This is a genomic window from Pseudomonas sp. NPDC012596, from assembly GCF_042902325.1.
Classification (GTDB): domain Bacteria; phylum Pseudomonadota; class Gammaproteobacteria; order Pseudomonadales; family Pseudomonadaceae; genus Aquipseudomonas.
Genome location: NZ_JBIBEB010000001.1, coordinates 214,405 through 240,390, shown reverse-complemented (window position 1 = coordinate 240,390; position 25,986 = coordinate 214,405). Strand labels below are relative to the sequence as shown.

24 protein-coding genes and 1 riboswitch are annotated in these 25,986 nt (G+C 61.8%); of the genes, 8 read left to right on the top strand and 16 right to left on the bottom strand.

The annotated features are described in order from the left end of the window. The first annotated feature begins 41 nt into the window (after positions 1 to 41). Positions 42 to 659, top strand: coding sequence for a hemolysin III family protein (locus ACFY68_RS01065; RefSeq protein ID WP_387522657.1), 618 nt, complete (start codon positions 42 to 44; stop codon positions 657 to 659). Between the two features lie 48 nt (positions 660 to 707). On the opposite strand, the gene ACFY68_RS01060 is transcribed toward ACFY68_RS01065, so the two are convergent. The 3 genes from ACFY68_RS01060 to ACFY68_RS01050 all read right to left on the bottom strand — a co-directional run bounded on the left by ACFY68_RS01060 (position 708) and on the right by ACFY68_RS01050 (position 3,580). Then, positions 708 to 1,430 (bottom strand): 16S rRNA (uracil(1498)-N(3))-methyltransferase, encoded by a 723-nt coding sequence (locus ACFY68_RS01060; protein WP_387522655.1) that lies wholly within the window; start codon positions 1,428 to 1,430, stop codon positions 708 to 710. Positions 1,431 to 1,602: 172 nt separating this feature from the next. Further along, positions 1,603 to 3,009, bottom strand: a complete 1,407-nt coding sequence (locus ACFY68_RS01055; RefSeq protein ID WP_387522653.1) for an adenosylmethionine--8-amino-7-oxononanoate transaminase — start codon at positions 3,007 to 3,009, stop codon at positions 1,603 to 1,605. A 79-nt stretch (positions 3,010 to 3,088) separates the two neighbouring features. Beyond that, entirely contained in the window at positions 3,089 to 3,580 is a 492-nt protein-coding gene (locus ACFY68_RS01050) for a hypothetical protein (protein ID WP_387522651.1), read from the bottom strand. A 211-nt stretch (positions 3,581 to 3,791) separates the two neighbouring features. Here ACFY68_RS01050 and ACFY68_RS01045 point away from each other — a divergent pair, with 211 nt between their 5' ends. The 3 genes from ACFY68_RS01045 to ACFY68_RS01035 all read left to right on the top strand — a co-directional run bounded on the left by ACFY68_RS01045 (position 3,792) and on the right by ACFY68_RS01035 (position 7,032). After that, on the top strand, positions 3,792 to 5,660 hold the full coding sequence (locus ACFY68_RS01045) for an FAD-dependent oxidoreductase (RefSeq protein WP_387522649.1): 1,869 nt from the start codon (positions 3,792 to 3,794) through the stop codon (positions 5,658 to 5,660). 210 nt (positions 5,661 to 5,870) lie between these two features. Beyond that, entirely contained in the window at positions 5,871 to 6,422 is a 552-nt protein-coding gene (locus ACFY68_RS01040) for a cytochrome b (RefSeq protein ID WP_387522647.1), read from the top strand. A gap of 31 nt (positions 6,423 to 6,453) precedes the next feature. Further along, positions 6,454 to 7,032 carry a YceI family protein gene (locus tag ACFY68_RS01035; RefSeq protein ID WP_387522645.1) on the top strand — a complete coding sequence of 193 codons (579 nt, stop codon included), beginning with the start codon at positions 6,454 to 6,456 and terminating at the stop codon, positions 7,030 to 7,032. 54 nt (positions 7,033 to 7,086) lie between these two features. Here ACFY68_RS01035 and ACFY68_RS01030 read toward each other — a convergent pair whose 3' ends face one another. From ACFY68_RS01030 to ahcY, 6 genes are all read right to left on the bottom strand, one after another. Next, positions 7,087 to 8,697: a M60 family metallopeptidase gene (locus ACFY68_RS01030; RefSeq protein WP_387522643.1), complete on the bottom strand. Its 1,611-nt coding sequence runs from the start codon at positions 8,695 to 8,697 to the stop codon at positions 7,087 to 7,089. 157 nt (positions 8,698 to 8,854) lie between these two features. Further along, positions 8,855 to 10,759, bottom strand: coding sequence for a DEAD/DEAH box helicase (locus ACFY68_RS01025; RefSeq protein ID WP_387522641.1), 1,905 nt, complete (start codon positions 10,757 to 10,759; stop codon positions 8,855 to 8,857). A 219-nt stretch (positions 10,760 to 10,978) separates the two neighbouring features. Further along, the gene (locus ACFY68_RS01020; RefSeq protein WP_346615405.1) at positions 10,979 to 11,767 is read right to left on the bottom strand and encodes a transporter substrate-binding domain-containing protein; all 789 of its coding nucleotides are present in this window, start codon (positions 11,765 to 11,767) and stop codon (positions 10,979 to 10,981) included. Positions 11,768 to 11,831: 64 nt separating this feature from the next. Next, positions 11,832 to 12,908, bottom strand: a complete 1,077-nt coding sequence (locus tag ACFY68_RS01015; protein WP_387522639.1) for a hypothetical protein — start codon at positions 12,906 to 12,908, stop codon at positions 11,832 to 11,834. 93 nt (positions 12,909 to 13,001) lie between these two features. Next, positions 13,002 to 13,847, bottom strand: coding sequence for a methylenetetrahydrofolate reductase [NAD(P)H] (gene metF, locus ACFY68_RS01010; RefSeq protein ID WP_387522637.1), 846 nt, complete (start codon positions 13,845 to 13,847; stop codon positions 13,002 to 13,004). 135 nt (positions 13,848 to 13,982) lie between these two features. After that, the gene (gene ahcY / locus ACFY68_RS01005; protein ID WP_346615402.1) at positions 13,983 to 15,392 is read right to left on the bottom strand and encodes an adenosylhomocysteinase; all 1,410 of its coding nucleotides are present in this window, start codon (positions 15,390 to 15,392) and stop codon (positions 13,983 to 13,985) included. A 20-nt stretch (positions 15,393 to 15,412) separates the two neighbouring features. After that, positions 15,413 to 15,510: riboswitch (S-adenosyl-L-homocysteine riboswitch) on the bottom strand. A gap of 179 nt (positions 15,511 to 15,689) precedes the next feature. On the opposite strand from ahcY, the gene ACFY68_RS01000 reads away from it, so the two are divergent. After that, complete coding sequence (locus ACFY68_RS01000) at positions 15,690 to 16,091, top strand: acyl-CoA thioesterase (RefSeq protein ID WP_012274534.1); 402 nt, start codon at positions 15,690 to 15,692, stop codon at positions 16,089 to 16,091. 36 nt (positions 16,092 to 16,127) lie between these two features. On the opposite strand, the gene ACFY68_RS00995 is transcribed toward ACFY68_RS01000, so the two are convergent. Further along, positions 16,128 to 17,363 carry a cation:proton antiporter gene (locus ACFY68_RS00995; protein WP_387522634.1) on the bottom strand — a complete coding sequence of 412 codons (1,236 nt, stop codon included), beginning with the start codon at positions 17,361 to 17,363 and terminating at the stop codon, positions 16,128 to 16,130. Between the two features lie 292 nt (positions 17,364 to 17,655). Here ACFY68_RS00995 and ACFY68_RS00990 point away from each other — a divergent pair, with 292 nt between their 5' ends. Both ACFY68_RS00990 and ACFY68_RS00985 read left to right on the top strand, forming a co-directional pair. After that, the gene (locus tag ACFY68_RS00990) at positions 17,656 to 18,489 is read left to right on the top strand and encodes an EamA family transporter (protein WP_387522632.1); all 834 of its coding nucleotides are present in this window, start codon (positions 17,656 to 17,658) and stop codon (positions 18,487 to 18,489) included. Between the two features lie 27 nt (positions 18,490 to 18,516). Then, positions 18,517 to 18,903, top strand: coding sequence for an MAPEG family protein (locus tag ACFY68_RS00985; protein ID WP_387522630.1), 387 nt, complete (start codon positions 18,517 to 18,519; stop codon positions 18,901 to 18,903). 93 nt (positions 18,904 to 18,996) lie between these two features. Here the strand turns inward: ACFY68_RS00985 and ACFY68_RS00980 are convergent, their stop codons facing one another. After that, a complete protein-coding gene (locus ACFY68_RS00980) occupies positions 18,997 to 20,148 on the bottom strand; it encodes a murein transglycosylase A (protein ID WP_387522628.1) in 1,152 nt (383 codons plus the stop codon). 115 nt (positions 20,149 to 20,263) lie between these two features. Here ACFY68_RS00980 and ACFY68_RS00975 point away from each other — a divergent pair, with 115 nt between their 5' ends. Next, positions 20,264 to 20,710: a c-type cytochrome gene (locus tag ACFY68_RS00975; RefSeq protein WP_387522626.1), complete on the top strand. Its 447-nt coding sequence runs from the start codon at positions 20,264 to 20,266 to the stop codon at positions 20,708 to 20,710. A gap of 57 nt (positions 20,711 to 20,767) precedes the next feature. On the opposite strand, the gene ACFY68_RS00970 is transcribed toward ACFY68_RS00975, so the two are convergent. From ACFY68_RS00970 to ACFY68_RS00950, 5 genes are all read right to left on the bottom strand, one after another. Then, the gene (locus ACFY68_RS00970; protein WP_387522624.1) at positions 20,768 to 21,163 is read right to left on the bottom strand and encodes a DUF1090 domain-containing protein; all 396 of its coding nucleotides are present in this window, start codon (positions 21,161 to 21,163) and stop codon (positions 20,768 to 20,770) included. Positions 21,164 to 21,289: 126 nt separating this feature from the next. After that, on the bottom strand, positions 21,290 to 21,685 hold the full coding sequence (locus ACFY68_RS00965; protein WP_346615395.1) for a DUF1090 domain-containing protein: 396 nt from the start codon (positions 21,683 to 21,685) through the stop codon (positions 21,290 to 21,292). Positions 21,686 to 21,829: 144 nt separating this feature from the next. Further along, a complete protein-coding gene (gene ligB / locus ACFY68_RS00960) occupies positions 21,830 to 23,524 on the bottom strand; it encodes an NAD-dependent DNA ligase LigB (protein WP_387522622.1) in 1,695 nt (564 codons plus the stop codon). Positions 23,525 to 23,668: 144 nt separating this feature from the next. Next, positions 23,669 to 24,859, bottom strand: coding sequence for a methionine adenosyltransferase (gene metK, locus ACFY68_RS00955; RefSeq protein WP_346615393.1), 1,191 nt, complete (start codon positions 24,857 to 24,859; stop codon positions 23,669 to 23,671). A 19-nt stretch (positions 24,860 to 24,878) separates the two neighbouring features. Further along, complete coding sequence (locus ACFY68_RS00950; protein ID WP_387522620.1) at positions 24,879 to 25,871, bottom strand: ArsR/SmtB family transcription factor; 993 nt, start codon at positions 25,869 to 25,871, stop codon at positions 24,879 to 24,881. Positions 25,872 to 25,986: the final 115 nt, after the last annotated feature.

Here is a 25,986-nt window from a genome sequence, read left to right as displayed (position 1 = left end):
ACAATGAGGAACCCAGCCCAGCCAAGGAGGTCTGTGTTTGCATGTATTACGGTGAACGTTTCAACGCTTGGACCCACCTGGTCGGTGCCATTCTGGCCGGCATCGGTGCCATCTGGCTGATCGTCGTCGCAGGCCTGCAGGGCGACCCCTGGAAGATCGTCAGTTTCTCCATCTACGGCGGCACATTGCTGCTGCTTTACAGCATCTCGACTCTCTACCACAGCACCCGCGGCCGGGCGAAGGTGATCATGCGCAAGCTCGATCACCTGTCGATCTACCTGCTGATTGCCGGCAGCTACACGCCGTTCTGCCTGGTCAGCCTGCGCGGGCCCTGGGGCTGGAGCCTGTTCGGGGTGGTCTGGGGGCTGGCGGTGCTAGGTATGCTCCAGGAAATCAAGCCGCGCTCCGAGGCGCGGGTTTTGTCGATCATCATCTACGCGGTGATGGGCTGGATCGTCCTGGTGGCAGTCAAGCCGCTGCTGCACAGCCTTGGCACCGCTGGCTTCGCCTGGTTGGCGGCCGGCGGGGTGTTCTACACGGTGGGCATCATCTTCTTCGCGTTCGACAGCCGCTTCCGCCATTGGCATGGCATCTGGCACCTGTTCGTGATTGCCGGCAGCTTGATGCACTTCGTCGCGGTGTCGCTTTACGTGCGTTAGATGTTTGCGCGGTGGGGCGGCGATCGATCTCACCGCCCCCGTCATGCCCTACGAGAAATCCCCCCACAACTGCTGCGCCACCGACAGCGCCACCACCGGCGCGGTTTCGGTCCGCAGTACGCGCGGGCCAAGGCGGGCGGCGTGGAAGCCGGCGCCCTTGGCCTGCTCGACCTCGGTATCGCTCAGGCCGCCTTCGGGGCCGACGAGAAAGGCCAGGCGTGCCGGCTTTTCATGGCTGGTCAGCGGCTCGGCAACTGGGTGCAGCACCAGCTTGAGGTCGGCGTCGCTGTTTTTGATCCAATCCGCCAGGCTTACGGGCGGGTGGATCACTGGCAAGGTCGAACGACCGCACTGCTCACAGGCGCTGATTGCTACCTGGCGCCAGTGGGCCAGGCGTTTGTCGGCACGCTCGTCTTTCAGGCGCACTTCGCAGCGCTCGCTGACGATCGGCGTGATTTCGTTGGCGCCCAATTCGGTGGCCTTCTGAATCGCCCAATCCATGCGCTCGCCACGGGACAGGCCCTGACCGAGGTGGATGTGCAGCGACGACTCGGCTTGGCCGGCGAGGGCCTGATCGAGGCTGACGCGCACGGTTTTCTTGCCCACTTCCAGCAGCTGGCCGAGGTATTCCTGGCCACTGCCGTCGAACAGTTGCACGGCATCGCCGGCGGCCATGCGCAATACGCGGCCAATGTAGTGGGCCTGGGCCTCGGGCAGGTCGTGCTCGCCAAGGCTCAGGGGGGCGTCGATAAAGAAGCGGGACAGTCTCATGGTTCTGCTCGGAAAGAAGGTTGAACATCGTCCCTGTGGGAGCGGCCTTGTGTCGCGAAAGGGCCGCAAAGCGGCCCCGTTAGTGTCGCAGCGATGCTGAACCCTTGGGCCTGCTACGCAGCCCTTTCACGGCACAAGGCCGCTCCTGCAAGGCAGTGCGATGGCTGTTCGGTCAGCCCGGATCGCGGAAATCCGGGTGGAAGTTGGCTGGCACGGCGACACTGACGCTGTCCCGGGTCGCGATATCGATGCCTTCAGTGGCAACTTCGGCGAGGAAGTCGATCTGTTCCGGGGTAATCACGTAAGGCGGCAGGAAGTACACCACGCTGCCCAGCGGGCGCAGCAACGCACCGCGGGTCAGGGCATGCTCGAACACCTTCAGGCCACGGCGCTCCTGCCACGGGTAGGCGACTTTGCCGGCCTTGCCCTGGACCATCTCGATCGCCAGGGCCATGCCGGTCTGGCGGATTTCCGCGACATGGGCATGATCGGCCAGGTGCGCCGTGGCGCTGGCCATGCGCGCAGACAACGCCTTGTTGGCCTCGATCACGTTGTCCTGCTCGAAGATGTCTAGGGTCGCCAACGCAGCTGCGCACGCAAGCGGGTTACCGGTATAGCTGTGCGAGTGGAGGAACGCGCGCAGGGTCGGGTAGTCATCGTAGAACGCCTGGTACACCGTGTCGGTGGTCAGGCAAGCGGCCAGCGGCAGGTAACCGCCGGTCAGCGCCTTGGACAGGCACAGGAAGTCGGGGCGGATGCCAGCCTGCTCACACGCGAACATCGTGCCGGTGCGGCCGAAGCCGACGGCGATTTCATCGTGAATCAGGTGCACGCCATAACGGTCGCAGGCCTCGCGCAGCAGCTTGAGGTAGACCGGGTGGTACATGCGCATGCCGCCGGCGCCTTGGATCAAGGGCTCGATGATCACTGCGGCGATGGTTTCGTGATGCTCGGCCAGGGTCTGTTCCATGGCCTGGAACATGTTGCGCGAATGTTCTTCCCAACCCATGCCCTCCGGGCGCAGGTAGCAGTCAGGGCTAGGCACCTTGATGGTGTCGAGCAGCAACGCCTTGTAGGTTTCGGTGAACAGCGGCACGTCGCCCACCGACATCGCCGCAATGGTCTCGCCGTGGTAGCTGTTGGTCAGGGTGACGAAGCGTTTTTTTGACGGTTTACCGATGTTCAGCCAGTAGTGGAAGCTCATCTTCAGCGCCACTTCGATGCACGAAGAGCCATTGTCGGCGTAGAACACCCTATCCAGCCCGGCCGGCGTCATGGCAACCAGGCGTTCGGACAGCTCGATCACCGGCTGGTGGCTGAAGCCTGCCAAGATCACATGCTCGAGCTGGTCGACCTGGTCCTTTATGCGCTGGTTGATGCGTGGGTTGGCGTGGCCGAACACATTGACCCACCAGCTGCTGACCGCATCCAGGTAGCGCTTGCCTTCGAAGTCCTCGAGCCACACCCCTTCGCCGCGCTTGATCGGGATCAGCGGCAGCTGCTCGTGGTCTTTCATCTGGGTGCAGGGGTGCCACAGGACCTTGAGGTCACGCTGCATCCACTGATCATTGAGGCCCATCGGCGCTTCTCCTGGCGTTACGGCTTGGTTTGACCGCGTAAGCCTAAGCAATGCCGGGAGGTAGAACAACCGCTGCGGCTCAATGGCGGCAGGTGCGGGTCCATTCGAGCTTGCGAATGTGGACGGTGCCGGCTTGTGAAGTGGAAATGGTCAGGCGCCGAAACGGCCCGGCCAGCAGCTGATGGTACGGTTGTGTAGAGATCGGGCCGGGCATGAACTCGGTATACCCGCTGCCCGAAAGCGTGAGCCAGTAGAAATTGCGCGGGGCCGGGGCGAAGGGGTCGATGTCGTAACCATCGGTGTCCAGCAGCAATTGCACATCTTCGAAGTGCTGATCGCTGACCACGTAGTATTCGAGGCGTAGGTTCTCGACTTCCTGGCTGAAGGCGATCTCCACGTCACTGTGCTCGCCGATCACCAACTCCGTGCCATCCTCACCCTTGAAGGCTTCATGAAAGCCCGTCCAGGAAGTGCCGTTCGAGCGGATACTCAAGCCTGATGGCGTACGCAGCGTCTGTTTGTACCAGAGGAACTGCCGTTCGACCTGTGCGAAATGCTCCTCATAGATCATGCGCGGCTCCTTTTGTCGGAATTTTGGCTACCGTGCAGCAGCATTGCGCAGGCGCGGGAGCCTTGGCTACTGGCAAAAATGCCAGTTGCCAAAGGCACTTGATGTCGCTGTGGTGGCAGGGTGCCCAGACCTGACGTATTCTTAACGCATAGTCTCTCGGGGCATTCCTGCCTCTTCCCATTTCTGTAACGTCAACTCGGAGTTCGCCATCATGGCTGCTGCTTGGGTGCGCCTGTGCGCGTTGGTATTGATCGGTGTGTCCAGCGGCGCCGCGCTGGCGAAGGACAAGGCACCTTCGGCAATCGTGGTGGGTGGCGGCCTGGCAGGCCTGACCGCTGCCTACGAACTGCAGGACAAGGGCTGGCAGGTGACTTTGCTGGAAGCCAAGTCGGGCATGGGCGGCCGTTCGGGCCTGGCCACCAGCGAGTGGATCGGCAACAGCAAGGCCCAGCCGGTGCTCAACCAGTACCTCGACCGCTTCAAGCTGGAAACACTGCCGGCGCCGGAGTTCGTGCGTACGCCGGGTTACCTGATCGACGGTGAGTACTTCAGCGCCAGCGATCTGGCCACCAAACAGCCGGCCACCGCCGAGGCGCTCAAGCGTTACGAAAAAACCCTCGACGACCTGGCCCGTTCGATCGATGACCCGCTCAAGCCGCAGGCTACCAGCACGCTTTTTGCCCTTGACCAGATGAACGTGTCCACCTGGCTCGACAAGCTGCAGCTGCCGAGCACCGCGCGACAGCTGGTCAACCAGCAGATTCGTAGCCGCTACGATGAACCGTCGCGCCTGTCGCTGCTGTACTTCGCCCAGCAGAACCGCGTCTACCGCGGCGTCAGCGACCGTGACCTGCGTGCAGCGCGCCTGCCTGGCGGCAGCCCGGTGCTGGCCCAAGCCTTCGTCAAACAGCTGAAAACCATCAAGACCAGCTCGCCGGTCACCGCCATCGTGCAGGACAAGGATGGAGTAACGGTCAAGGTCGGCAGCACCAGCTACCAGGCCGATTACCTGGTCATGGCCGTGCCCCTGCGGGCGCTGGCCAAGATCCAGATGACCCCCGGCCTGGACACCCAGCACGTTGCGGCACTGAAGGGTACCAACTATGGCTGGCGCGACCAGCTGATGCTCAAGTTCAAGCAGCCAGTGTGGGAAAGCCGCTCGCGCATGTCTGGAGAAATTTTCAGCAACGCAGGCCTGGGCATGCTGTGGATCGAACCGGCGCTCAAGGGTGGCGCCAACGTGGTGATCAACCTGTCGGGTGACAATGCCCGCCTGTTGCAGGCATTTGGCGACAAGCAGATGGTCGACCAGGTATTGATCCGCCTGCATGCGTTCTATCCACAGGCCCGCGGTGCGTTCACCGGCTACGAGGTCAAGCGCTACAGCACCGACGCCGGTACTGGCGGTGCCTACCTGGCGTACGGGCCGGGGCAGATCAGCAAGTACTGGCGCTTGTGGGAGCGCCCGGTACAACGCATAACCTTTGCCGGCGAACACACCGATGCGCTCTACCCTGGCACCCTGGAAGGCGCCCTGCGCAGCGGCCAACGCGCCGCCAGCCAGGTGCAGGACCTGCTGGCCGGCAAGTCGTTCGACCCGGCCAAGGCTGTGCCGATCGCGGCGGCAGCGGCGGCGGGTGCTGCGGCGAGCAAAGACAAGGGCGGATTCTTCTCGAACATGTTTGGCGGCTCGTCCGACAAAGGTGATAAAGCCGACAAGGCCCCTGCCAAGGCTGAACCGGTGAAGGCTGAAGACGCCAAGCAGGACAAGCCAGGGTTCTTCTCGCGTATGTTCGGCGGTGCGGACAAGCCAGAGGTGCAGACTGCGCCAATTGCCAAGGCCGAAGAAGTGGCGCCGGCGCCCGCTCCTGTAGCCGCTCCGGCGCCTGTGGTACCGGCAACGGTCGCCAAGCAAGAGCCTGCCAAGCCTGCGGCCAACAAGGCAGCACCGGCCAAGCATGCGCCAGCGCACAAGCCGGCGGCGAAGCAAGCGCACAAGCCTGTCGAGGCCAAGAAGGCTACCGCCAAATCGGAGCCTACGAAGAAAGCCGTGGCCAACACCCAGGCCAAAGCGAACTGATGTGATGCCTGTACTGGCCCTATCGCCGGTTTGCCGACGATAGGGCCGCAGCTGACAACCTAGAATTACCCGCTATCGTTAATGTTTCCTTAATAGCAAACTCGCACACTAACTATCGGATTTGTCGATAATCCAAAGCAATTTTTTCAGCTTTTATTCGATACGTTACGCGTTAGTCTGTGCACAGCTTTCACGGGGAAACACGTCATCATGCAACTGCGCAACTCACCTTCTCGCTATGGCGCGGTCAGCATTGTCCTGCACTGGGGCGTGGCGCTGGCAGTCTTCGGCCTGTTCGGCCTGGGCCTGTGGATGGTCGGGCTCGACTACTACAGCCCTTGGCGCAAATCCGGCCCAGACCTGCACAAGAGCATCGGCCTGGTATTGTTGGCAGTGATGCTGTTGCGTGTGCTGTGGCGCTTCATCAGCCCACCACCACCGGCACCGGCCAACCACGGGGCAGCTACCCGCGTGGCGGCCAAGCTGGGGCACCTGGCGCTGTACCTGGGCCTGTTTGCGGTGATGATCGCCGGCTACCTGATTTCCACCGCCGACGGTGTCGGTATCCCGGTGTTCGGCCTGTTCGAAGTGCCAGCGCTGATCAGCGACCTGCCCGACCAGGCGGACCTGGCTGGCGTGATCCATCTGTGGCTGGCCTGGGGCGTGGTGATTTTCGCCGTGCTCCACGGCCTTGCCGCGCTCAAGCATCATTTCATCGACCGTGACGCGACCCTGAGCCGTATGCTGGGCCGCAAAGCTTGACTCTCAACCTCAATTGCAAGGAATAGAAAGGATGTTGAAAAAGACTTTTGCCGCTCTGGCGCTCGGTACCGCCCTGTTCTCCGCTGGCCAGGCCATGGCAGCCGATTACAAGATCGACAAGGAAGGCCAGCACGCGTTCGTCGACTGGAAGATCAGCCACCTGGGCTACAGCTTCATCCACGGTACCTTCAAGGACTTCGATGGCGCCTTTACCTGGGACAGCGCAAAGCCTGAAGCCAGTAAAATCAGTGTCGACCTGAAAACCGCCAGCCTGTGGTCGAACCACGCCGAGCGTGACAAGCACATCGCCAGCGCCGACTTCCTGGATGTGAAGAAGTATCCAGACGCCAAGTTCGTGTCTACCGCTGTCAAATCGACCGGTGACAAGACCGCCGACGTAACTGGTGACCTGACCCTGCACGGCGTGACCAAGCCCGTCACCTTCAAGGCCACCTTCAACGGTGAAGGCAAGGACCCGTGGGGCGGCGAGCGTGCTGGTTTCAACGCCACCACCACCCTCAACCTGAACGACTTCGGCATCAAGGGCCCGGGTGCAACGTCGCAGACCCTGGACCTGGATATCAGTGTTGAAGGTGTGAAGCAGAAGTAATTGGCCCTGCTCTGATGTAAATGAGCGCCGCCCCTGTGGGGCGGCGTTTTTACTTCATGGGTTATCAGAAAGCCCGGTGTAGGGTTCGTGGTCGATCAGCCCAGTGGGGGACAGTGGCAAGTCTAGCGCTTCCAGCGCCTGCCAAGTCTCATCGCGTTCTTTGATGACTCCCCAATCAGCAAAAAAGTTGGCCAGATTAAATCTGGCGGCCTTGCATAGCGACGAAGTAAGTGTGATTAGAGTATTTTTCGCAGGCGGGTTTTCTCGGATAGTACGAGTCCAATCGGTCAGAAAGCGCGTGCCGTATTCCACGCGCAATTGTTCAAAGAGCGCATAGTGGTCAGGAGCTTCCAGGAACTCCTTCTCCTCGCGGGGTTTAGCCAACCACTTTTTGATTGCTGGCCATAGTTGGCGAAAATGATCGACGTGATCGTTTTTGTGCTTACGGGCAACCGCCGATGCATAAATATTCACGCTCACTTCATTGAACATAGGAGAAACGCTGTTCATTCGCGATTGAAAATGGTGACCGTACTCGTGCAAGGCTACCCAGCGCTGGTGTGCCTGGCCACCTACCAATGAATACATGTACGCATTGTTTGGGTCAGTTCCATGAGGGAGAGCAATGTAACCCGTGCTCGCGTGTGGGCTAACGGATGACGTCGACTCCACCGCGTAGATCCACATGTTGCTCTTGCTGTGAATGAGCGAGGAACCATCAAGGCCTGCGGCCTCAGCCTCGATTTCCAGAACTTTCTCATGAGACCTTACAATCTCATCGACATTTACAGGGGCATATTGTCGGTAAGTGTCAGCGTACGCGGCTATGACCACGCGATTTCCGACAAGCTCCACCTGGGTCATTGGGTCGCTTTTTTCAAGCATGCGGTGCCAGTCGTCATGGGGGGTCTGGCCGAGTATAAAGTAAGGGATGGGTTGGGTTTGAGGGCCCAGTAAAACTCTAAAGTCATTTGAACCGTTGTTGCGAAAATGAAGCGCACCGCCATTCGGGCCGGAGTTGAAGATGTTTTGCCCTTTCGCCAACGCAAACTCAAGCATGTTCTCGGTCTGTGTGTCCCTCTTTTTTTTCTCCGCAAGGCCCTGGGTCCCGATACAGACAAAGCCCTTAACATCATTACCAATCACCCAAACAGTGAAAAGAGTCTCGGGCGGTACCCAGTAGCCGCTAGGTTGATAGTCCGCCCATTGTATGTTCCAGTTGTAAAAATTTTGATCTTCAGCTTTGCTTGCGGTTGTGTGTACAGAAATGCAGCGCGGATGGACGAACGCATCTGTTGCACATAGCATTCGTGAAGTAAAACCGTTGTTTCTGACGCGGGCATAAATATTTTTGTCCACCAGATACGTCGGCGGGACTTCATCGTTGTGAAACGTGCCGTCTGAGGTGACGCTGCCGATGCCTTTCCATGTGCCGTCGGACAATAGTTCAACAACGCCACTGCTCGCTGAGGTTGAGCCACGCACGTCAACGGTCTTCCCTATCCTGAGCGATAAGCTAGTAAAGAACAGGGTGTCGGAATATGGAGTGTTTTGATCTGTTTGATGCAGGTGAGCTTTACTGTCCTGCACGCTGTTCGCACAAGTGCCGCATTGCCATTTTTGACTTGGGGAGCCTGCTATCACGATAGCTTCTTTGGAATCCATGATGGCCAACCTCAGAGGTGTGAGTAATCAGTCTCTTCCGTTTGCGATAGCGAGGCTACTGGCAAAAATGACAGGTACCAGGCTCCCCTATGGGCCGATTTGCGAGCTCCCAAGTGCATAAAAGCCGCCCAGTCAGGCGGCTTTTTCATAACAGCTATCAGCCCTTGCGGGTCAGCAGCGCCGGGCGCTCACCGCGCGGGCGGCTCGGCAGATCATCCAGTTGCTCAGGTGTCGGGAAACGGTCGAGCTTGGACTCCTTGCGAATGATCACCGGCTGTTTTTCCGGCTGGCGCGGGTTGCGCCCTGCCGGCTCTTGCCGGGCAGCATCGTCACGGGCCGGACGACTACGGCCAGCGCCGCCATCGCGACGGGCACCGCCACCGTTGTTGGCGCGGGGCGGGCGTTTTTCGCCACCGGCGCTGCCACCACTGCGTGGCTGGCCGCCATTGCGGGGTTGGCCCTGGCCGCCAGCGTTGCTGCGCTGGCCACTGCCTTGACCCTGACCTTGGCCGGCACCACCACCTGGACGGCGATTGCGGCCTTGGTTCTTGCCCTGGTACGGGCTGACATAGTCGGCGCGGTTACCGAAATTGTCGATTTCGTCGTCTAGGAACTCTTCCGGGTTGCGGTTGGCCGGTACTTTCGGTGCGCTGTTGCTGCTGGCCTGCTGCTGTTGCTGCTGGCGCGGCTTCTTGTCACGCGGCTTGCGAGGCTGCTGTTGCTTGTCGCCGTTCTTTTCCTTGTCGGCCGGCTTGTCCGCAGCCTGCGGCTTGGCCTTGCCTTTATCCTTGCCCTTGTCCTTGCGGCCCCCGTTGGCGTCTTTGCCGCCTTCGCCACGTGCCTGCTGATTGCGGCCACCACGGCCGTTGTTCTGCTGGCGCTCGCGCACTTCAGGCTTTTCGGCTTCGACTTGGCTGGCATCGAAGCCCATCCAGTCGCCATCCGGGATCCGCTGCTTGGTGACCCGCTCGATGCTCTTGAGCAGCTTCTCTTCATCCGGCGCGACCATGGAAATGGCCTCGCCCGAACGACCGGCACGACCGGTACGGCCGATGCGGTGGACGTAATCTTCTTCGACGTTAGGCAGCTCGAAGTTGACTACGTGAGGCAGTTGGTCGATGTCCAGACCACGGGCGGCAATGTCGGTGGCGACCAGCACGCGCACGCTGTTGGCCTTGAAATCGGCCAGGGCCTTGGTGCGGGCGTTCTGGCTCTTGTTGCCGTGGATCGCAGCGGCGCTCAGGCCGTGTTTTTCCAGGTACTCTGCCAGGCGGTTGGCGCCGTGCTTGGTACGGGTGAATACCAGCACCTGTTCCCACGCACCCAGCGTGATCAGGTGCGCCAGCAGCGCGCGCTTGTGGCTGGCTGGCAGGCGGTAGACGCGCTGCTCGATACGTTCGACCGTGGTGTTCGGCGGGGTAACCTCGATGCGCTCCGGGTTGTGCAGGAGCTTGTCGGCCAGGTCGGTGATGTCTTTGGAGAAGGTCGCGGAGAACAGCAGGTTCTGGCGCTTGGCCGGCAGGCGCGAAAGGACCTTCTTGACGTCATGGATGAAGCCCATGTCGAGCATGCGGTCAGCTTCGTCCAGGACCAGGATTTCAACGTGGGCCAGGTCGACCTTGCCTTGACCGGCCAGGTCGAGCAGGCGCCCCGGGCAGGCCACCAGGACGTCGACGCCCTTGGCAATGGCCTGGATCTGCGGGTTCATGCCAACCCCGCCGAAGATGCAGGCGCTGACCAGCGGCAGGTCGCGGGCATACACCTTGAAACTGTCATGCACCTGAGCCGCCAGTTCGCGGGTCGGGGTCAGAACCAGCACGCGCGGTTGGCGTGGGCCGTGGCGCTGGGATTTGTCGGGGTGGCCTGCCGGGAACAAACGCTCAAGGATCGGCAAGGCGAAGCCGCCGGTTTTACCAGTACCTGTCTGTGCGGCAACCATAAGGTCGCGGCCTTGCAACACGGCGGGAATCGCCCGCTGTTGCACCGGAGTCGGCTGGGTGTAGCCCGCAGCCTCGATAGCGCGGACAAGAGCCTCGGAGAGACCGAGGGAAGCAAAGGACATGGGCAATCCTGTTCTCGTGTGGGCTGGGCCCGTAGGGATGTTCTGCCTGGCGCGACGGGCATCGGAGGGATGCGATCGCGTCCGGTCCAGCTGGGCTTTCACTGCACATCCGGAAAACGGAGGGTGGACGCCAAGGGGGCGTCGATGCCGATCGGGATGCCTGTTGCGAGGCCGAGCGTCCGGGCGTGAGCCGGGCGGGAAGGCCCGAGTATAACAGAGCTATCGCGGCGTGCTGCTTTCCTGCTGCTCAACGGCGTCAGGAAGATGGCCGGGGTCGCCGATGTAGCGTTCGATTATCGCCAGGAATGCGGGCTCCTGCTTGAAGCGCCGCAGCTCTTCGGTAAAGGCCTGGGCCAGCGCCTCGCGGCCAGGTTTGCGCGCCAGGCCCAGGTATTGCGCCTGCTGGCTGATCAGCAAAGGGAGTTCCTCGACCTGCTGCTCAAGGCCGAGCTGTCGGCGCAAATAGCGCCCGACCAGGCGATCAGTGACCAGCAAATCGATGCGCCCGAGCGCCAGTTTGCCAAAATTGGCTTCATGGCTGGGTGCTGACTCTCTACGAAAGCCGGAGGCTTCGTTGAATTCGGCGCCGTAGGCATAGCCTGGCGAGGTGCCCACGGTCAGGTTGCTCAGGTCGCTCAGCTGGCTGATGACATGGCGGCGGCGGCTGGATTGGTACAGCACGAACTCGACGTCCGACATGGGTTCCAGCGGGTAGATCAGGTAGGCCTTGCGCGAGTCGACCATGAAGATGTCCATCACGCCGTCGGCCTGGCCCTGCTCGACCATGGCCAGGCATCGCTTCCAGGGCATGAACAGCCATTCCACCTCGACACCCAAGCGTTTGAACACTTCGGTGGTGACTTCGTAGTCGATGCCTTTTGCCTGCCCCGCATCCTGATACACATAAGGCGCCCAGTCGTCGCTGACCAGGCGCAGCCGTTCGCCCTGCGCCAACGGGCTCAGGCAGGCGAGCAGCAGGATGCAGAACAGGTAGGCGATGTGTGGCATGGCGCGAGATTACGCGCTCGGCCAGGGCAAGGCCAGTGAACCCGCAGGGCTCTGCCGAGCCGAATCAGCGTTGGGATGCTTTAAGCAGATGCGCTTCGATATCCTTGCGCCGGGCGCCCAGCGAAAGACGCAGCCCCGGGTGGCGCAGGCATTGGCGCAGCTGCTCTGGCTCCATGCGGCCATATCGCGCATTGAGGTTCTCCAGCGCCTTGTCCCACCAGGCCGAAGCGCAGGCGCGGTCGAACTCGTTGGGGTAGGGGTAGCTGCCATACAGCAATTCACGGGCGAATTGCCGCTCGCGGCTAGGCATGGTCAAGCTCAAGGCTTTGTAACCCAAGCGTTGCAGGGTAGGGGGGCGGGGCAGTTGATCGTTCACCAGCAGCACATCGGCCAGGGCTGCGGCGCTTAGCGGTTGGTCACCGTGCTTGCGCAGCCAGGCCTGGATCTTGGCGCGGAATTGAGCTTTGCGGCTCCAGTAGTGGTGGATCACGTCGGTGCATTCGGCCAATGCCAGCTTGCGATAAGCCGCCACGGCCAGGCAGAACTCTTCCAGCGTGTAGGCCGAGCGGGCCAGTGGATGAAATTCGTCCATCAGGGCGACGGAGTGGTCCAGTACGCCTGCATCTTCGCGGGTGAGGCCAATCACGCCGGAGTTGACCAGCGGCATCTGGCAGTCAGCCAGGGCCCTCGCCTGCAAGATATTCAGCAGGTTCTTGTAAAGCAGGCACTTCTGATTTTCGCCGTAGCGCCCGCCGATCGCGTTGCACAGCAGGCTGCCGGGCTTTACGCGCTGGAACAGCTGCAGCGGCGACTTGCGAAAGAAAGTGTCGGTGTCGATCAGCACGGCCAGCGGGTGTTGCTGCAATACCTGGCGCAACAGCACATGCTTGCTGCGGAAATGGTACCCGTGCGGCTGGTTCCAGGCTGTGCGCGTTGCCTCATCGAGGTGATGAACGGTAACTGGCAGATGGCTGTAGGGTTGCGGGTTGTCGGTATAGACCTGGATATCCAAGGCCTCGCCAGCTGATGTGTCCAGGTGGGCCAGGGCGCTGACGATACTGAAGCAGGCTTCCTGATGGTAGGTGGCCGGGCCGAAGGCCAGGTAGACCAGCTGGGGGCGCGAGAGCGTGAGAGGCTGCATGGCTGGCTAAACCCATTTGAACCAAAAAAAAATAAGGCCTTAGTCTATGACTAAAGCCTTAAGCATTTCTGAATGGGACTTTGCCAAAAAGTTTCAGCGAGGCAGCTTCAGGTTGTTCCAGATCGCCAGGCTCGCCTCGGCCTGGTTCAAGGTGTAGAAGTGCAGGCCTGGCGCGCCGCCTTGCAGCAGTTGCTCGCACATGCGGGTGATCACTTCTTCACCGAATGCCTGGATGCTGGCGGTGTCGTCGCCATAGGCTTCCAGCTGCTTGCGGATCCAGCGTGGGATCTCGGCGCCGCAGGCGTCGGAGAAACGCGCCAGCTTGCTGTAGTTGGTGATCGGCATGATGCCGGGCACTACAGGAATGTCCACGCCCAGCTTCTGCGCACGCTCGACGAAGTAGAAGTAGCTGTCGGCGTTGAAGAAGTACTGGGTGATGGCGCTGTCGGCACCGGCCTTGACCTTGTGCACGAAATTGCTCAGGTCGGCTTCGAAGTTGCGCGCCTGCGGGTGCATTTCCGGGTAAGCGGCAACCTCCAGGTGGAAGTGGTCACCGCTGTCCTGGCGGATGAACTCGACCAGGTCGCTGGCATAGCGCAGTTCGCCACTGGCCATGCCCATGCCCGACGGCAGGTCGCCACGCAGGGCGACGATGCGCTTGATGCCGGCAGCTTTGTACTGTGCCAGCAGGGCGCGCAACTCGTCCTTGGTGTCGCCGACACACGACAGGTGCGGGGCGGCCGGCACTTTCACTTCGCTTTCCAGCTGCAGCACGGTGTTCAGTGTGCGGTCGCGGGTCGAGCCACCGGCACCGTAGGTGCAGGAGAAGAAGTCCGGGTTGCAGCCAGCCAACTGGCGGGCAACGCCCATCAGCTTTTCGTGACCGGCATCGGTCTTGGTCGGGAAGAATTCGAAACTGTAGCGACGTTCTTGTGACATCTCTGTTTCCTCAGCTGCAAGCCAGGGCCGCAAGCTGCAAGTAAAAGCCAGGGCGGTGTGGGCCGGCCTGGCTTGGGCATCGATCAAGATTCAACGACTACAAGCGCCAGGCGGCATGCCCCTGGCGCTTGCCGCTTAGTAGCGGTAAGCGTGCGGCTTGAACGGGCCTTCGACAGTCACGCCGATGTAGTCGGCCTGCTGCTTGGTCAGCTGAGTGACCACGCCGCCGAAGCCGCGGACCATTTCCAGGGCCACTTCTTCGTCGAGCTTCTTCGGCAGCACTTCAACGGTCAGGCGTTCGGCTTTCTTCTCGGCCGACAGGTCAGCGAACTTCTGCTCGAACAGGAAGATCTGTGCCAGTACCTGGTTGGCGAACGAACCGTCCATGATGCGGCTTGGGTGGCCAGTGGCGTTACCCAGGTTCACCAGACGGCCTTCGGCCAGCAGGATCAGGTAGTCGTCGTTCTGCGGGTCGAAGTCGCCAGCGCCGGTGCGGTGGATCTTGTGCACTTGCGGCTTGACCTCTTCCCATGCCCAGTTCTTGCGCATGAAGGCGGTGTCGATCTCGTTGTCGAAGTGGCCGATGTTGCAGACCACGGCGCGCTTCTTCAGGGCCTTGAGCATGTTGGCGTCGCAGACGTTGACGTTACCGGTGGTGGTGACGATCAGGTCGATCTTGCCCAGCAGAGCTTTGTCGATGCTGGCTTCGGTGCCGTCGTTGATACCGTCGATGAACGGCGAGACCAGCTCGAAGCCGTCCATGCAGGCCTGCATGGCGCAGATCGGGTCAACTTCGGTGACCTTGACGATCATGCCTTCCTGGCGAAGGGACTGGGCCGAACCCTTGCCCACGTCACCGTAGCCGATCACCAGGGCTTGCTTGCCCGACAGCAGGTGGTCGGTGCCGCGCTTGATGGCGTCGTTCAGGCTGTGACGGCAGCCGTACTTGTTGTCGTTCTTGCTCTTGGTGACCGAGTCGTTGACGTTGATCGCCGGGACTTTCAGCTCGCCTTTGGCCAGCATGTCCAGCAGGCGGTGCACGCCAGTGGTGGTTTCTTCGGTGACACCGTGGACGCGGTCCAGCACGGCCGGGTACTTCTTGTGCAGCAGCTCGGTCAGGTCGCCGCCGTCGTCGAGGATCATGTTGGCGTCCCATGGCTGGCCATCCTTGAGGATGGTCTGCTCCAGGCACCACTCGTACTCTTCCTCGGTTTCACCTTTCCAGGCGAAAACAGGAATGCCGGCGGCAGCGATGGAGGCAGCAGCCTGATCCTGGGTGGAGAAGATGTTGCAGGACGACCAGCGCACTTCGGCACCCAGGGCAACCAGGGTTTCGATCAGCACGGCAGTCTGAATGGTCATGTGGATGCAGCCAAGGATCTTCGCACCCTTGAGCGGCTGCTCAGCGAGGTACTTGCGACGCAGGCCCATCAGAGCAGGCATTTCCGATTCGGCGATGATGGTTTCGCGACGGCCCCAGGCGGCCAGGGAGATGTCGGCGACTTTGAAATCGGTAAAACCTGCAGGCGTGTTTACAGCGCTCATGAGAGCCTCCATTCGTAGTGTGCGAATGGGCGCCGTTGTGCGTTTGAGCGTCCGCGGGAGCGGACAACGCCCCATCCGAGCCTGACAGGGTGACCCTGCTGCAGCGCCCCTCGGGTGGGTGGCGGGCATGGCGCCGCTGTGGGCAGCCATGTGAAACGGCAGCGATTATAGCCTTGGCCGTGTGACACACCCAAGGCTTTCTGTCGATTAATCGCGACGATAGTCGATGTTCAATGGAGCGCCGGCGGCCGCTCTGCCATCATTACTCCACGTTAGCCAAGCAGGTCAGGAGTACAGATGAACTTTCACACCCGCAAATGGGTAAAACCCGAAGACCTCAACCCCAACGGCACACTGTTCGGTGGCAGCCTGTTGCGCTGGATCGACGAAGAGGCGGCAATCTACGCCATCGTCCAGCTCGGCAACCAGCGCGTGGTCACCAAGTACATGTCGGAGATCAATTTCGTCAGTGCCTCGCGCCAGGGCGACATCATCGAGCTGGGGATCACCGCTACCGAATTCGGCCGCACCTCGATCACCCTCAAGTGCGAAGTGCGTAACAAGATCACCCGCAAGAGCATCCTGACGGTCGACAAGATGGTCTTCGTCAATCTGGGCGAGGATGGTCTGCCGGCGGCCCACGGGCGGACGGAGATCAAGTACGTCCAGGATCAGTTTCCGGACAGCGCGGTAGAGTAGGAAATACTGGGGCCGCCAGGCGGCCCCGGTTTTTCATCAGGGTTGTGCACTGACCTTGCGCACCACCCGGCCGACACTCAGGCCCTGCACCAGGATCGACGACAGCACCACGATGTAGGTGATCGACAGCAGCAGGTCACGCTCCTCGCCCAGCGGCAGCGACAGCGCCAGCGCTACCGACACGCCGCCGCGCAACCCACCCCAGGTCAGAACGCGGATGGTGCCCTTGGGCACGCTGCGCCAGCGGCGCAGCAGCAGAATCGCCGGGGCCACGGTCAACAGCCGCGACAGCAGCACCGCCAGCGCCAGCACACTGCCTGCGGCCAGGTGCAGCCAGTTGAATGGCAGCAGCAACAGTTCCAGGCCAATCAGGGCGAACAGCAGGGCATTGAGCATATCGTCGATCAGCTCCCAGAAGCCGTCCATATAGCGACGCGTCATGTCGTTCATCGCCAGGTTACGCCCCAGGTTGCCGATGATCAGGCCGGCCACGACCATCGCGATCGGCGCCGAAACATGCAGCTCGTAGCACATCGCCGAACCGCCGATGACCAGCGCCAGGGTCAACATGACCTCGACCTGGTACTGCTCGACGCTTTTGATCATGCGGTAGGTGGCGTAGCCGATCAGGCCACCGAACACCACGCCGCCTATGGCCTCCCGGGCGAACAGAATCGCCGTGTCGGTAATGCTCGGGGTTTCGCCCAACTGGATGATGCCGAGCAACACGGTGAACACCACGACCGCCGTGCCGTCGTTGAACAGCGACTCGCCAACGATGGTGGTTTTCAGCGGTTTGGAAGCGTTGGCGGTACGTAGTGCGCCCAGCACCGCGATCGGGTCGGTGGGCGAAATCAGTGCGCCGAACAGCAGGCAGTAGATCAGCGGCACCTGCCAGCCAAACATCGCGAACACCCAGTGCGACAGGTAGCCGATCACCACGGTGGCGATCAGCACCCCGATCGTTGCCAGTAAACCGATCGGCCAGCGATAACTGCGCAGATCACTCAGGTTGACATGCAGCGCGCCGGCGAACAGCAGGAACGCCAGCATCCAGTGCATCAGCAGGTCATTGAAGTCGATCTGGTTCATCAGCCCTTCAACGCGTTCTTCCAGGCCAGGGAAGCCGATCAGGCTCAAACCCTGCAGCATTAGCGAGAACAGCAACGCCGTGACCATCACGCCGATGGCGGGTGGCAGGCCGATAAAGCGGTAATTTACATAGGTAAGGAGGGTGGTGAGGCAGATAAACGCGGCAACTAATTCAAGCATCCCGAATCCTGTGACAGTGGCTTCCAAGTCGTTACCCGAATGGCTCGGGCAGTTGTTTGATGACCTGGAGCGGGGTTCGGGACACAAGCTTTGACCGGATTCGTTCCAATCGTTCCCATGTAAGGGGGCTGCCGCGCAGCCCAATCGCCGGCAAGCCAGCTCCCACATGTACGGCATCAACCTTGAAAGCGGCGCGGTCAATGTGGGAGCTGGCTTGCCGGCGATAGGGCCGCACAGCGGCCCCGTAACGCTATATATTCACAGCCATGAAAAGCCATAAGGACAAGAAGGCGTGTTGGCAACCTCCCTGGTGCTGGTCGCCGCCCTGCTGCATGCGGCCTGGAATACCCTGATCAAATTCAGCGGCGAGCGCTTGCTGGTGATCGCCAGTATGGACACGGTAGCGCTGGTGTTCGCAGTGCTGGCTGTGGCCTTCGTCGAAGTGCCGCCGGCTGAGATATGGCCTTGGCTGATAGCCTCGGCGCTGGCCGAGCAGCTGTATAGGTACCTGCTGATCAAGGCCTACCGAGTGGGCGACCTGGGGCTGGTCTATCCTCTGATGCGCGGGCTGTCGCCGCTGGTGGTGCTGGGGCTGACGCTGGCCTTTGCCGGGGAGTCGCTGAGCCAGCAGCAGGTCATCGGCATCCTGCTGATCCCGTGTGGCATGGCCTGCCTGTTGTGGCAGGGCGGCGGCGGTGACCGGCTGCCCTGGTCGATGCTGCCGGTGGTGGCCCTGATCGGCCTGTGCATCGGCTGCTACACCTGGTTCGACGGCCAGGCCGTGCGCTTGTGGGGTAAACCGTGGGACTACCTGGTATGGCTGACCCTGCTCAGTGCCTGGCAATTCCCGCTGCTGGCCAGCGTGGCGCGGCGGGCACCGTTTGTGCTGTTTTGGCGAACGCAGTGGCGTCTGGGGCTGGCGGTAGGGTTTTGCGTGCTGTTCAGCTATGCGCTGGTGCTGTGGGCCATGCACCTGGGCTCGGTGGCCGAGGCGGCGGCCTTGCGTGAGTTGAGCGTGATCCTGGTGGTGCTGCTGGGTATGCGCTACCTCAAAGAACCTTTTGGCGGGCCAAGACTCCTAGCTTGCGGGCTGGTGCTGGCAGGTATGCTGGTGATGAAGCTCTAACCTCACGACTGATAGGAGTCCTGTCCAATGACCGTTGCCCTGTGGTGCATCCTGTTTGCCCTGCTCCTGCCGCCGCTTTGTGCATTGATTGCCAAGGTGAGCAGTGGCCGTTTCGGCATGAAGGACAATCACGATCCGCGTGCCTTCCTCGACACGCTGTCGGGCTTGCCGCGCCGCGCGCATGCCGCGCAGCAGAACAGCTACGAGGCGTTCCCAGCGTTCGCGGCGGCGGTGCTGGTGGCGGATATCGTCAGCAATGCCGAGCAGGTGACGCAGGACGTGCTGGGGGTGATGTACATCACCAGTCGGCTGCTTTACATCATCTGCTACCTGGCGGACTGGGCGGCGTTGCGTTCGCTGGTATGGTTTGCCGGGCTGGCGTTGATCGTCGCGTTCTTTGTGGTTTCGGCCTGAAATCGGCTGGTTCCTTTGCGGGTAAACCCGCTCCCACTTGGTGTTCGGTGACCCTGTGGGAACGGGTTTGCCCGCGACGAATCCAGCACGCTATCAAAGGACCTTTGGTACCTCAGGCAGTGGTTTGCCTTTAGGCCAAAGCATCCAGATCTGGCCCTGCTGCTTCATGTTACCCGCCAGCTCGCCAGCTTCCGGGCCGGTGCCCCAGAACAGGTCGGCACGCACTTCACCCGCAATCGCCCCACCAGTGTCCTGCGCACCCACCGGGCGCACCACTGGCGAGCCGTCCGGGCGAGTGGTGGAAAGCCACAACAGGCTGCCCAACGGAATCACCTTGCGGTCGATCGCCACGCTGTAGCCGGCGGTGAGCGGTACGTTCAACGAACCGCGCGGGCCTTCGTTGCTGTCCGGGCGGGTGCTGAAGAACACGTAGCTGGGGTTGCTGGCCAGCAGTTCCGGTACGCGCTGTGGGTTGGCCTGGGCCCAGGCATGAATGGCACCCATGCTCACTTCTTCTTTTTTCAACTGGCCCTGCTCCACCAGCCAGCGGCCAATCGGCCGGTAGGGGTGGCCGTTCTGATCGGCGTAGCCCAGGCGCAGCTGACGGCCGTCTTCCAGTTGTACCCGGCCCGAACCCTGGATCTGCAGGAATTGCAGGTCCATCGGGTCGGTCAGCCAGGCCAGCACCGGTGCCTTGACGCCGTTACGGTTGATCACTTCGGCAGTGTCGTATGGTTTGAGTACCCGGCCATCGAGCCGACCACGCAGGCGCTTACCCTTCAGCTCGGGGTACACGCTGGCCAGGTCGACCACGATCATGTCATCCGGGGGGCCGTAAACCGCCACATGGTTGGTGGCTGATTGGCTCAGGCTGCCGGGGTAGACCGGCTCGTAGTAACCGGTAATCAGGCCGTTGGCATTGTTCTCGGCGGAGCGCAGGCCATAAACCTGCAGATTCTGCTCAAGGAAGGTACGCACCTGGGCAGCGCTCGCCGTGTCGCTGCCGGCGGCTTCGCAGGTGGCGGCCCACACCGGGTCGCGCTTGAGCTTCTCACAGCCGCTGCGCCAGGCGTAGAAACCGGCCAGCAGGTCTTCGTCGCTGACTGCGGGCAGGTCTTTCCAGGTGGCCGGGGCGTAGGTGGCGATGGCGTGGGGCTCGGGCTTGGCGCTTTCGCCGCCGTTGCAGCCGGCCAGCAAGGCCAGGGCTGGCAGCGCCCAGGCGAGATGGCGCAGAGCAGATTTCATGGTTGAATCCTTGGCGGGCAGCAGATGAAACTTGCCCGTAGTGTTCGTGAGGGTATTGGTCTTTGTCGGCCAGCCGAGGATACTGTTGGCCCTTCGAGCTGCCAATGTGACCGTGATGTTCAAATGTTTCACCGCCGTGCTGTTGATCAGCCTGTCCCTTGCGGCCTGCGACCGTGTCGATCCTAACTCACCCTTGGGGCAGCGCAAGGCGATCTTCAAACAGATGCTCAAGACCAGCGAGGACATGGGCGGCATGCTGCGTGGGCGGTTGCCGTTCGATGGCGCCAGGTTCGCGGACGGCGCTGTGAAGCTCGATGGCCTGGCCCATGCGCCTTGGCAGCATTTCCCGCAGGTAAAAGACGATGGCGAGAGCAGTGCTCGGCCCGAAGTCTGGGAGCGTCAGGCGCGTTTCCACGACCTGGCGCAGTCGCTGGAAGGTGTAACGGGCGAATTGCTGGCAGTGACGCGCAAGCAGCCATTGGATGCGGCAATGCTCAAGGCACCGATGGACAAGGTCGAGGCAGCCTGCAAGGCCTGCCATACAGAGTTTCGTAACCACTGATGCTGCCCGCCAGCGGTTTGTGGGCCGCTGGCGGGCGCACGTGCCTGAAGGATCAGGTCACTTGTTCAGTTCGGCCTTGGCGGCTTCAAGTTCTGCCTTGGCCTCGGCCAGTTTATTTTCACGCTTGGTGATCTTGCTGCTATCGCCTTTCGCCTGGGCCTGCTTGAGGTCGGCTTCACGCTCTTTGACTTCCGATTCGGCCTTGCGCACTTTCTGTTCGCGCTCCTCCTTCAAGCCTTCATCGGTGCAGTGCTCGGTGTTTTCCTGCAGGGCTTTTTCCAGGCCGCGGATTTGGCCCGCGTTATTGTGTGCCTTGGCGTATTCAAGCTGGTTCTCGATCGCGCTGCGCTTGGCGGCGCAACCGGTCAACCCCGGGGTGGGCTGAGCAGCCTGCACAGCGAAGGTGCTCAGGCCCAGAACTGCGAGCATGACTGCGGAAGAAATTAATTTCACAGGAGCCTCCTTGTAGGGGCAATGGCAGTAAGCGCTGCGATCCTGCCCCGTTCCTACAACTGAGTGAACCCCTAGACGGGCAAGTTCAGAAAAGTCCTACAAGCCAATTTGAGTGGCGGCTCGCTGTCAACGTTCCAGATCGTCGACCGCTTCCTGCAGTTCCTTTTTTGCCTCGGCCAATTTGTCCTTGCGCTTGTTGATGCGCTCCGGGTCGCCTTTCTTCATGGCCTTGTCCAGGTCCTTGGTGCGCTGGTTGACCTCATGGCGCGCTTCGAGCACTTTCTGCTCGCGTTCTTTGCGCAGGCCGGCATCGGTACAGTTCGCATCAACTTCGCCCAGCGCTGTTTCCAGGCCAGCTTGCTGCTCGCTGTTATTGTGAGCCTTGGCTTGTTCGATCTGCTCGCTGATCGCCTGGCGCTTGGCGGCGCAGCCAGTAAGGCCCGGTTGTTCTTCTGCGGCCTGGGCGGTTTGAACCCCAAAAGCAAGCGTTGCCAGCAGGAAAACAGTTGAAATACGTTTCATGAATAGCCTCCTAAACGGGGCGGGGCAGCAAAAAGTCGGGAAATCCTGCCTTGGTTTTGCCGATTTATAAACCCTTGTCGTTTTTTTCAGGCTGAGATTCAGGCATTCCCACGGGCATTCCCACGGGCATGCCCTGCCCGTGGGCTATTGCGAATGGGCATCTTGTGCCGCCTGAAAGCCGTCGAGCCCACTGTTCCCCAATCGTGTGGCGATGCCCTGAACATCGGCATTGGCGAAGAACGCCGCAAGTTGTCTGGCGCGTGTTGCGCCGATACCAGGCAAGGTTTGCCAATCGCTGGCAGACCGGCCGGCCAGGGCGGGCCATGGCTCACCCCGCGGCACATGACCGGGCGCGGGCACGCCAAGCCCCTTCAGCCATTGGGCGAAAGGCCGGCTGCGGGCCATGGCGAAACTGCGTTGCAGTTGCAGGGCGGTGATCTCGCTGATGCCCGGCACTGTGGCCAACTGCTGCGCATCGAGTGCCAACCAATCTGTCAGCGATGTCACCAGGCCCGCCTGCACCAGCCGCCGCCAGGTGCCCGGGCCGATGCCCGGCATCGCCAGCCCTTGCTTGCCGCCCAGCCATACCAGGCGGGCGATGAACTGCTCTTCGCAACCTTCGCTGGCTCGCCAGCAACTCTGAGGGCCGAAGCGCCCGGCCTCGGGTGCCAACACGGGTTGGCGCTCGACTGCGCGGTGCAGCACCTGTTCGAACCGAGGAATGGTCAGCCCGGCCAGGCTGATGACCACCTGATCGCCCGGGCGAATGTCCAGCGTTTGCCAGCGGGCCAGGGAGCCTAGGCTGACCTGGCTGATACGGCGGTCGTCCAGTGTGACCGGCTGCAGCTTGAGCAGTGGCGTCACCCTGCCGGTGCGGCCGATGACAAAGCGCACCTCGCGCACTTGCGCCAACGCCTGGGCGAAAGGGTACTTCCACGCGGCGATCCAGTAGGGCGCGTTGGCCTGCCAGCGATCGGCCGGGGGGCGGCTGTTCTGGCGCAGGATGAGGCCGTCCGTGGCGAAGGGCAGTGGCGTGCGGTACCAGTGCAAGCGCCACTGCGCGGCCTCTTGCGGGGTAGCGATGGATGTGCTGTAACGCTCGCTGTCGGCAAACCCCAGGGCCGTGAGCTGTGCCAGGCGCTCGGCCTGAGTGGTCGGCCCATGCGGCCAATCCCAGACGAACAGCCCGATGCGTGCGCCTTGTTCGCGACCCAGGCGCTTGCGTGCCAGCAGGCCGGCGACATTGCCACGGGCATTGGCGCTGCCCGCCTGCGCTTGTACATGCCCATCCAGGCGCAAGTACAGCTCGCCTTGCAGCACCAGCTCGATTGCTTGCGGGAGTTGCCGGGTGATGCCTTCAAGGTCCTGGATGTGCCGGCTCCAGTCATGCCCCTGGACGCCGTCACCGCGGCTGAGCAGCCGTACCAGCCGGCCTTGGCGGTAAATCAGCGAGACAGCTACCCCATCGACTTTCGGCTGCACCCATACGCCAGTCTTGCCGGCCATCCAGCGGGCGACTGCCTGGGCGTCCGGCAGTTTTTCGACACCGGTGTGGGCAATGGGATGGGCAAGGGGGCCGCGTGCAGTGGCCAGGGAGTCCAGCCCGCCTTCGTGTGCGAAGCACCGCTGAAGGTCCAGAAGGCGCTGGCGGCTCTGGTCGTAGAGCGCGTCCGGCACAAGAGTCTCGCCCAGGCGATGGTAATGGTCGTCCCATTGGGCAAGGGTTTCACGCAGGTTGGCGAGTTCCACGTCGGCCCGGTCCGCTGACCATTCCGGGCAGTCGGAGGCGTGGATCGCAGGTGCGAGCAACAGCATCAGCATGAGCAACATAACGGGCATGGCCAGCATCCTTGCGTGGCGGAGTGAAAGCCTCAGCCTAGGCCGGTGAACCTGTCGATGCGCCGCGCAGTTGTCAGCCGATATGTCATGAAAAAGCCCCTGCCGATCACTCGGCAAGGGCTTTCATTTACCGCTGTAGGAAACTTACAGGCCGGCAGCGTCACGCAGCGACTGGGCGCGGTCGGTACGCTCCCAGGTGAAGGTGGTGAAGGTGTCGTCGCCGACAGTCTTCTGCTGCGGGGTGCGGCCGAAGTGACCATAGGCAGCGGTTTCCTGATACATCGGGTGCAGCAGGTCGAGCATCTTGGTAATGGCGTACGGACGCAGGTCGAAGCACTCGCGCACCAACTGGATGATCTTGTCGTCGGAAACCTTGCCGGTGCCGAAGGTGTTGATCGAGATGGAGGTCGGCTGAGCGACGCCAATGGCGTAGGACACCTGAATCTCGCAACGCTCGGCCAGGCCTGCAGCGACAATATTCTTCGCCACGTAGCGGCCGGCGTAGGCAGCGGAACGGTCAACTTTCGACGGGTCCTTGCCGGAGAACGCGCCACCACCGTGACGGGCCATGCCGCCGTAGGAGTCGACGATGATCTTGCGGCCGGTCAGGCCGCAGTCACCCACCGGGCCACCGATGATGAAGTTGCCGGTCGGATTGATGTGGTACTGGGTGCCTTTGTGCAGCAGTTCAGCCGGCAGGGTGTGCTTGACGATCAGCTCCATCACCGCTTCCTGCAGGTCTTTCTGCGAGACCTCAGGGTTGTGCTGGGTGGACAGGACGATGGCGTCGATACCGACGACCTTGCCGTTCTCGTAGCGGCAGGTGACCTGCGACTTGGCGTCCGGGCGCAGCCACGGCAGCAGGCCAGACTTGCGCGCTTCGGCCTGGCGCTCGACCAGGCGGTGCGAGAAGCAGATCGGCGCCGGCATCAGCACGTCGGTTTCGTTGCTGGCATAGCCGAACATCAGGCCCTGGTCGCCAGCACCCTGGTCTTCCGGCTTGGAGCGGTCGACGCCTTGGGCGATGTCCACCGACTGCTTGCCGATGATGTTCATCACGGCGCAGGTGGCGCCGTCGAAGCCGACGTCCGAGCTGTTATAGCCGATGTCGATGATGACTTTACGCACCAGTTCTTCCAGGTCGACCCAGGCCGACGTGGTGACTTCGCCGGCGATGATGGCGACACCGGTCTTGACCAGGGTTTCACATGCCACGCGGGCATATTTGTCCTGGGTGATGATGGCATCCAGGACCGCGTCCGAAATCTGGTCGGCGATCTTGTCCGGATGCCCTTCGGACACGGACTCGGAGGTGAAAAGGGAGTATTCGCTCATCTCGACGGGTTCCTAAAATTTACCGATGGTGTGTGTCGCCAGCCGTCCGCTGAAAATGGCGGACCTGGATCTGGAAACCGTTACGCAAGCCCACATAGAGGCTGTCCCCCGGGGCCAGCCCGGCAGCATTGGCCCAACGGGCCAGGTCGTCCTGTTCGAAGCCAAGCCAGAGGTCGCCGCAGGCTTCCCGCGCCCAATCCTGGTCATGGCTGCACAGTTCGGTGACCAGCAGGCTGCCGCCCGCTTTCACCCGTTTGGCCAGCAGGCGCAAGGCCTGGGCCGGGTCGCTGAAATGGTGCAGGACCATGTTCAGCACTACGCAGTCGGCTTCCACATCCGTTGCACCCAGTGCATCGGCCAACTGCAGGTTTACATTATCCAGGCGTTCGCGCTCGCACACTTGGCGCGCCAGCTCGAGCATGGTCGGGCTGTTGTCCAGGGCGGTGACACTGGCAAACCGCCGGGCCAGGTCAGGCAGGAAACCGCCGTCGCCGGGGCCGACTTCCAGCGCGCTGGCGGTCGGCTCGAAATTCAGTGTGTCGAGCAACGCCAGCAGGCTTTCACGGTATTGCGGCAGGCCTGCGATCAGGTCCTGCTGGGCGCGGAACTTCTCCTCCACGCGCAGGAAGAAGTCCTGGCTGGTGGCGGCGCGGCGTTGCTGTACCTGGGCAATGCGTGCCTGGACGTCCTGCGGCAAGCTCAGGTCATCGACCTCTTCGAGCAACGCCGTGTGCAGTCGCCCGCCCAGGCGGTGGCTGTCGGGCAGGGCGCGGCGGTAGAAAATCGCGTTGCCTTCACGGCGCGTGGCCACCAGCTCGGCCTGGGCCAGCACTTTGAGGTGGTGGCTCATACCCGACTGGCCGATGTCGAAGATCTGCGCCAGCTCCAGCACGCCGAACGAGTCACTGGCCAGGGCGCGCAAGACATTCAGGCGCAACTCGTCGCCACTGGCTTTGCACAGGGCGGCCAGGGTGTCGCTTTGCTGAGGGATCGGTTGCGCACGGAGGTTCATGACGCGGCAGTCTAGACAGGCATCGCTGCCCTAGCAAGGCCAATATCAAAAAGTTTTGATATTGCCTGATGGGCGGGTGGGTGCACCGGGTTTTCCGCCGCATTGACAGCCAATC

Excerpts from the sequence above, each read along its gene's own strand:
- ACFY68_RS01065 (WP_387522657.1), top strand. The coding sequence starts at position 42 with ATGTATTACGGTGAACGTTTCAACGCTTGGACCCACCTGGTCGGTGCC.
- ACFY68_RS01060 (WP_387522655.1), bottom strand. The coding sequence starts at position 1,430 with ATGAGACTGTCCCGCTTCTTTATCGACGCCCCCCTGAGCCTTGGCGAG.
- ACFY68_RS01055 (WP_387522653.1), bottom strand. The coding sequence starts at position 3,009 with ATGGGCCTCAATGATCAGTGGATGCAGCGTGACCTCAAGGTCCTGTGG.
- ACFY68_RS01050 (WP_387522651.1), bottom strand. The coding sequence starts at position 3,580 with ATGATCTATGAGGAGCATTTCGCACAGGTCGAACGGCAGTTCCTCTGG.
- ACFY68_RS01045 (WP_387522649.1), top strand. The coding sequence starts at position 3,792 with ATGGCTGCTGCTTGGGTGCGCCTGTGCGCGTTGGTATTGATCGGTGTG.
- ACFY68_RS01040 (WP_387522647.1), top strand. The coding sequence starts at position 5,871 with ATGCAACTGCGCAACTCACCTTCTCGCTATGGCGCGGTCAGCATTGTC.
- ACFY68_RS01035 (WP_387522645.1), top strand. The coding sequence starts at position 6,454 with ATGTTGAAAAAGACTTTTGCCGCTCTGGCGCTCGGTACCGCCCTGTTC.
- ACFY68_RS01030 (WP_387522643.1), bottom strand. The coding sequence starts at position 8,697 with ATGGATTCCAAAGAAGCTATCGTGATAGCAGGCTCCCCAAGTCAAAAA.
- ACFY68_RS01025 (WP_387522641.1), bottom strand. The coding sequence starts at position 10,759 with ATGTCCTTTGCTTCCCTCGGTCTCTCCGAGGCTCTTGTCCGCGCTATC.
- ACFY68_RS01020 (WP_346615405.1), bottom strand. The coding sequence starts at position 11,767 with ATGCCACACATCGCCTACCTGTTCTGCATCCTGCTGCTCGCCTGCCTG.
- ACFY68_RS01015 (WP_387522639.1), bottom strand. The coding sequence starts at position 12,908 with ATGCAGCCTCTCACGCTCTCGCGCCCCCAGCTGGTCTACCTGGCCTTC.
- metF (WP_387522637.1), bottom strand. The coding sequence starts at position 13,847 with ATGTCACAAGAACGTCGCTACAGTTTCGAATTCTTCCCGACCAAGACC.
- ahcY (WP_346615402.1), bottom strand. The coding sequence starts at position 15,392 with ATGAGCGCTGTAAACACGCCTGCAGGTTTTACCGATTTCAAAGTCGCC.
- ACFY68_RS01000 (WP_012274534.1), top strand. The coding sequence starts at position 15,690 with ATGAACTTTCACACCCGCAAATGGGTAAAACCCGAAGACCTCAACCCC.
- ACFY68_RS00995 (WP_387522634.1), bottom strand. The coding sequence starts at position 17,363 with ATGCTTGAATTAGTTGCCGCGTTTATCTGCCTCACCACCCTCCTTACC.
- ACFY68_RS00985 (WP_387522630.1), top strand. The coding sequence starts at position 18,517 with ATGACCGTTGCCCTGTGGTGCATCCTGTTTGCCCTGCTCCTGCCGCCG.
- ACFY68_RS00980 (WP_387522628.1), bottom strand. The coding sequence starts at position 20,148 with ATGAAATCTGCTCTGCGCCATCTCGCCTGGGCGCTGCCAGCCCTGGCC.
- ACFY68_RS00975 (WP_387522626.1), top strand. The coding sequence starts at position 20,264 with ATGTTCAAATGTTTCACCGCCGTGCTGTTGATCAGCCTGTCCCTTGCG.
- ACFY68_RS00965 (WP_346615395.1), bottom strand. The coding sequence starts at position 21,685 with ATGAAACGTATTTCAACTGTTTTCCTGCTGGCAACGCTTGCTTTTGGG.
- ligB (WP_387522622.1), bottom strand. The coding sequence starts at position 23,524 with ATGCCCGTTATGTTGCTCATGCTGATGCTGTTGCTCGCACCTGCGATC.
- metK (WP_346615393.1), bottom strand. The coding sequence starts at position 24,859 with ATGAGCGAATACTCCCTTTTCACCTCCGAGTCCGTGTCCGAAGGGCAT.
- ACFY68_RS00950 (WP_387522620.1), bottom strand. The coding sequence starts at position 25,871 with ATGAACCTCCGTGCGCAACCGATCCCTCAGCAAAGCGACACCCTGGCC.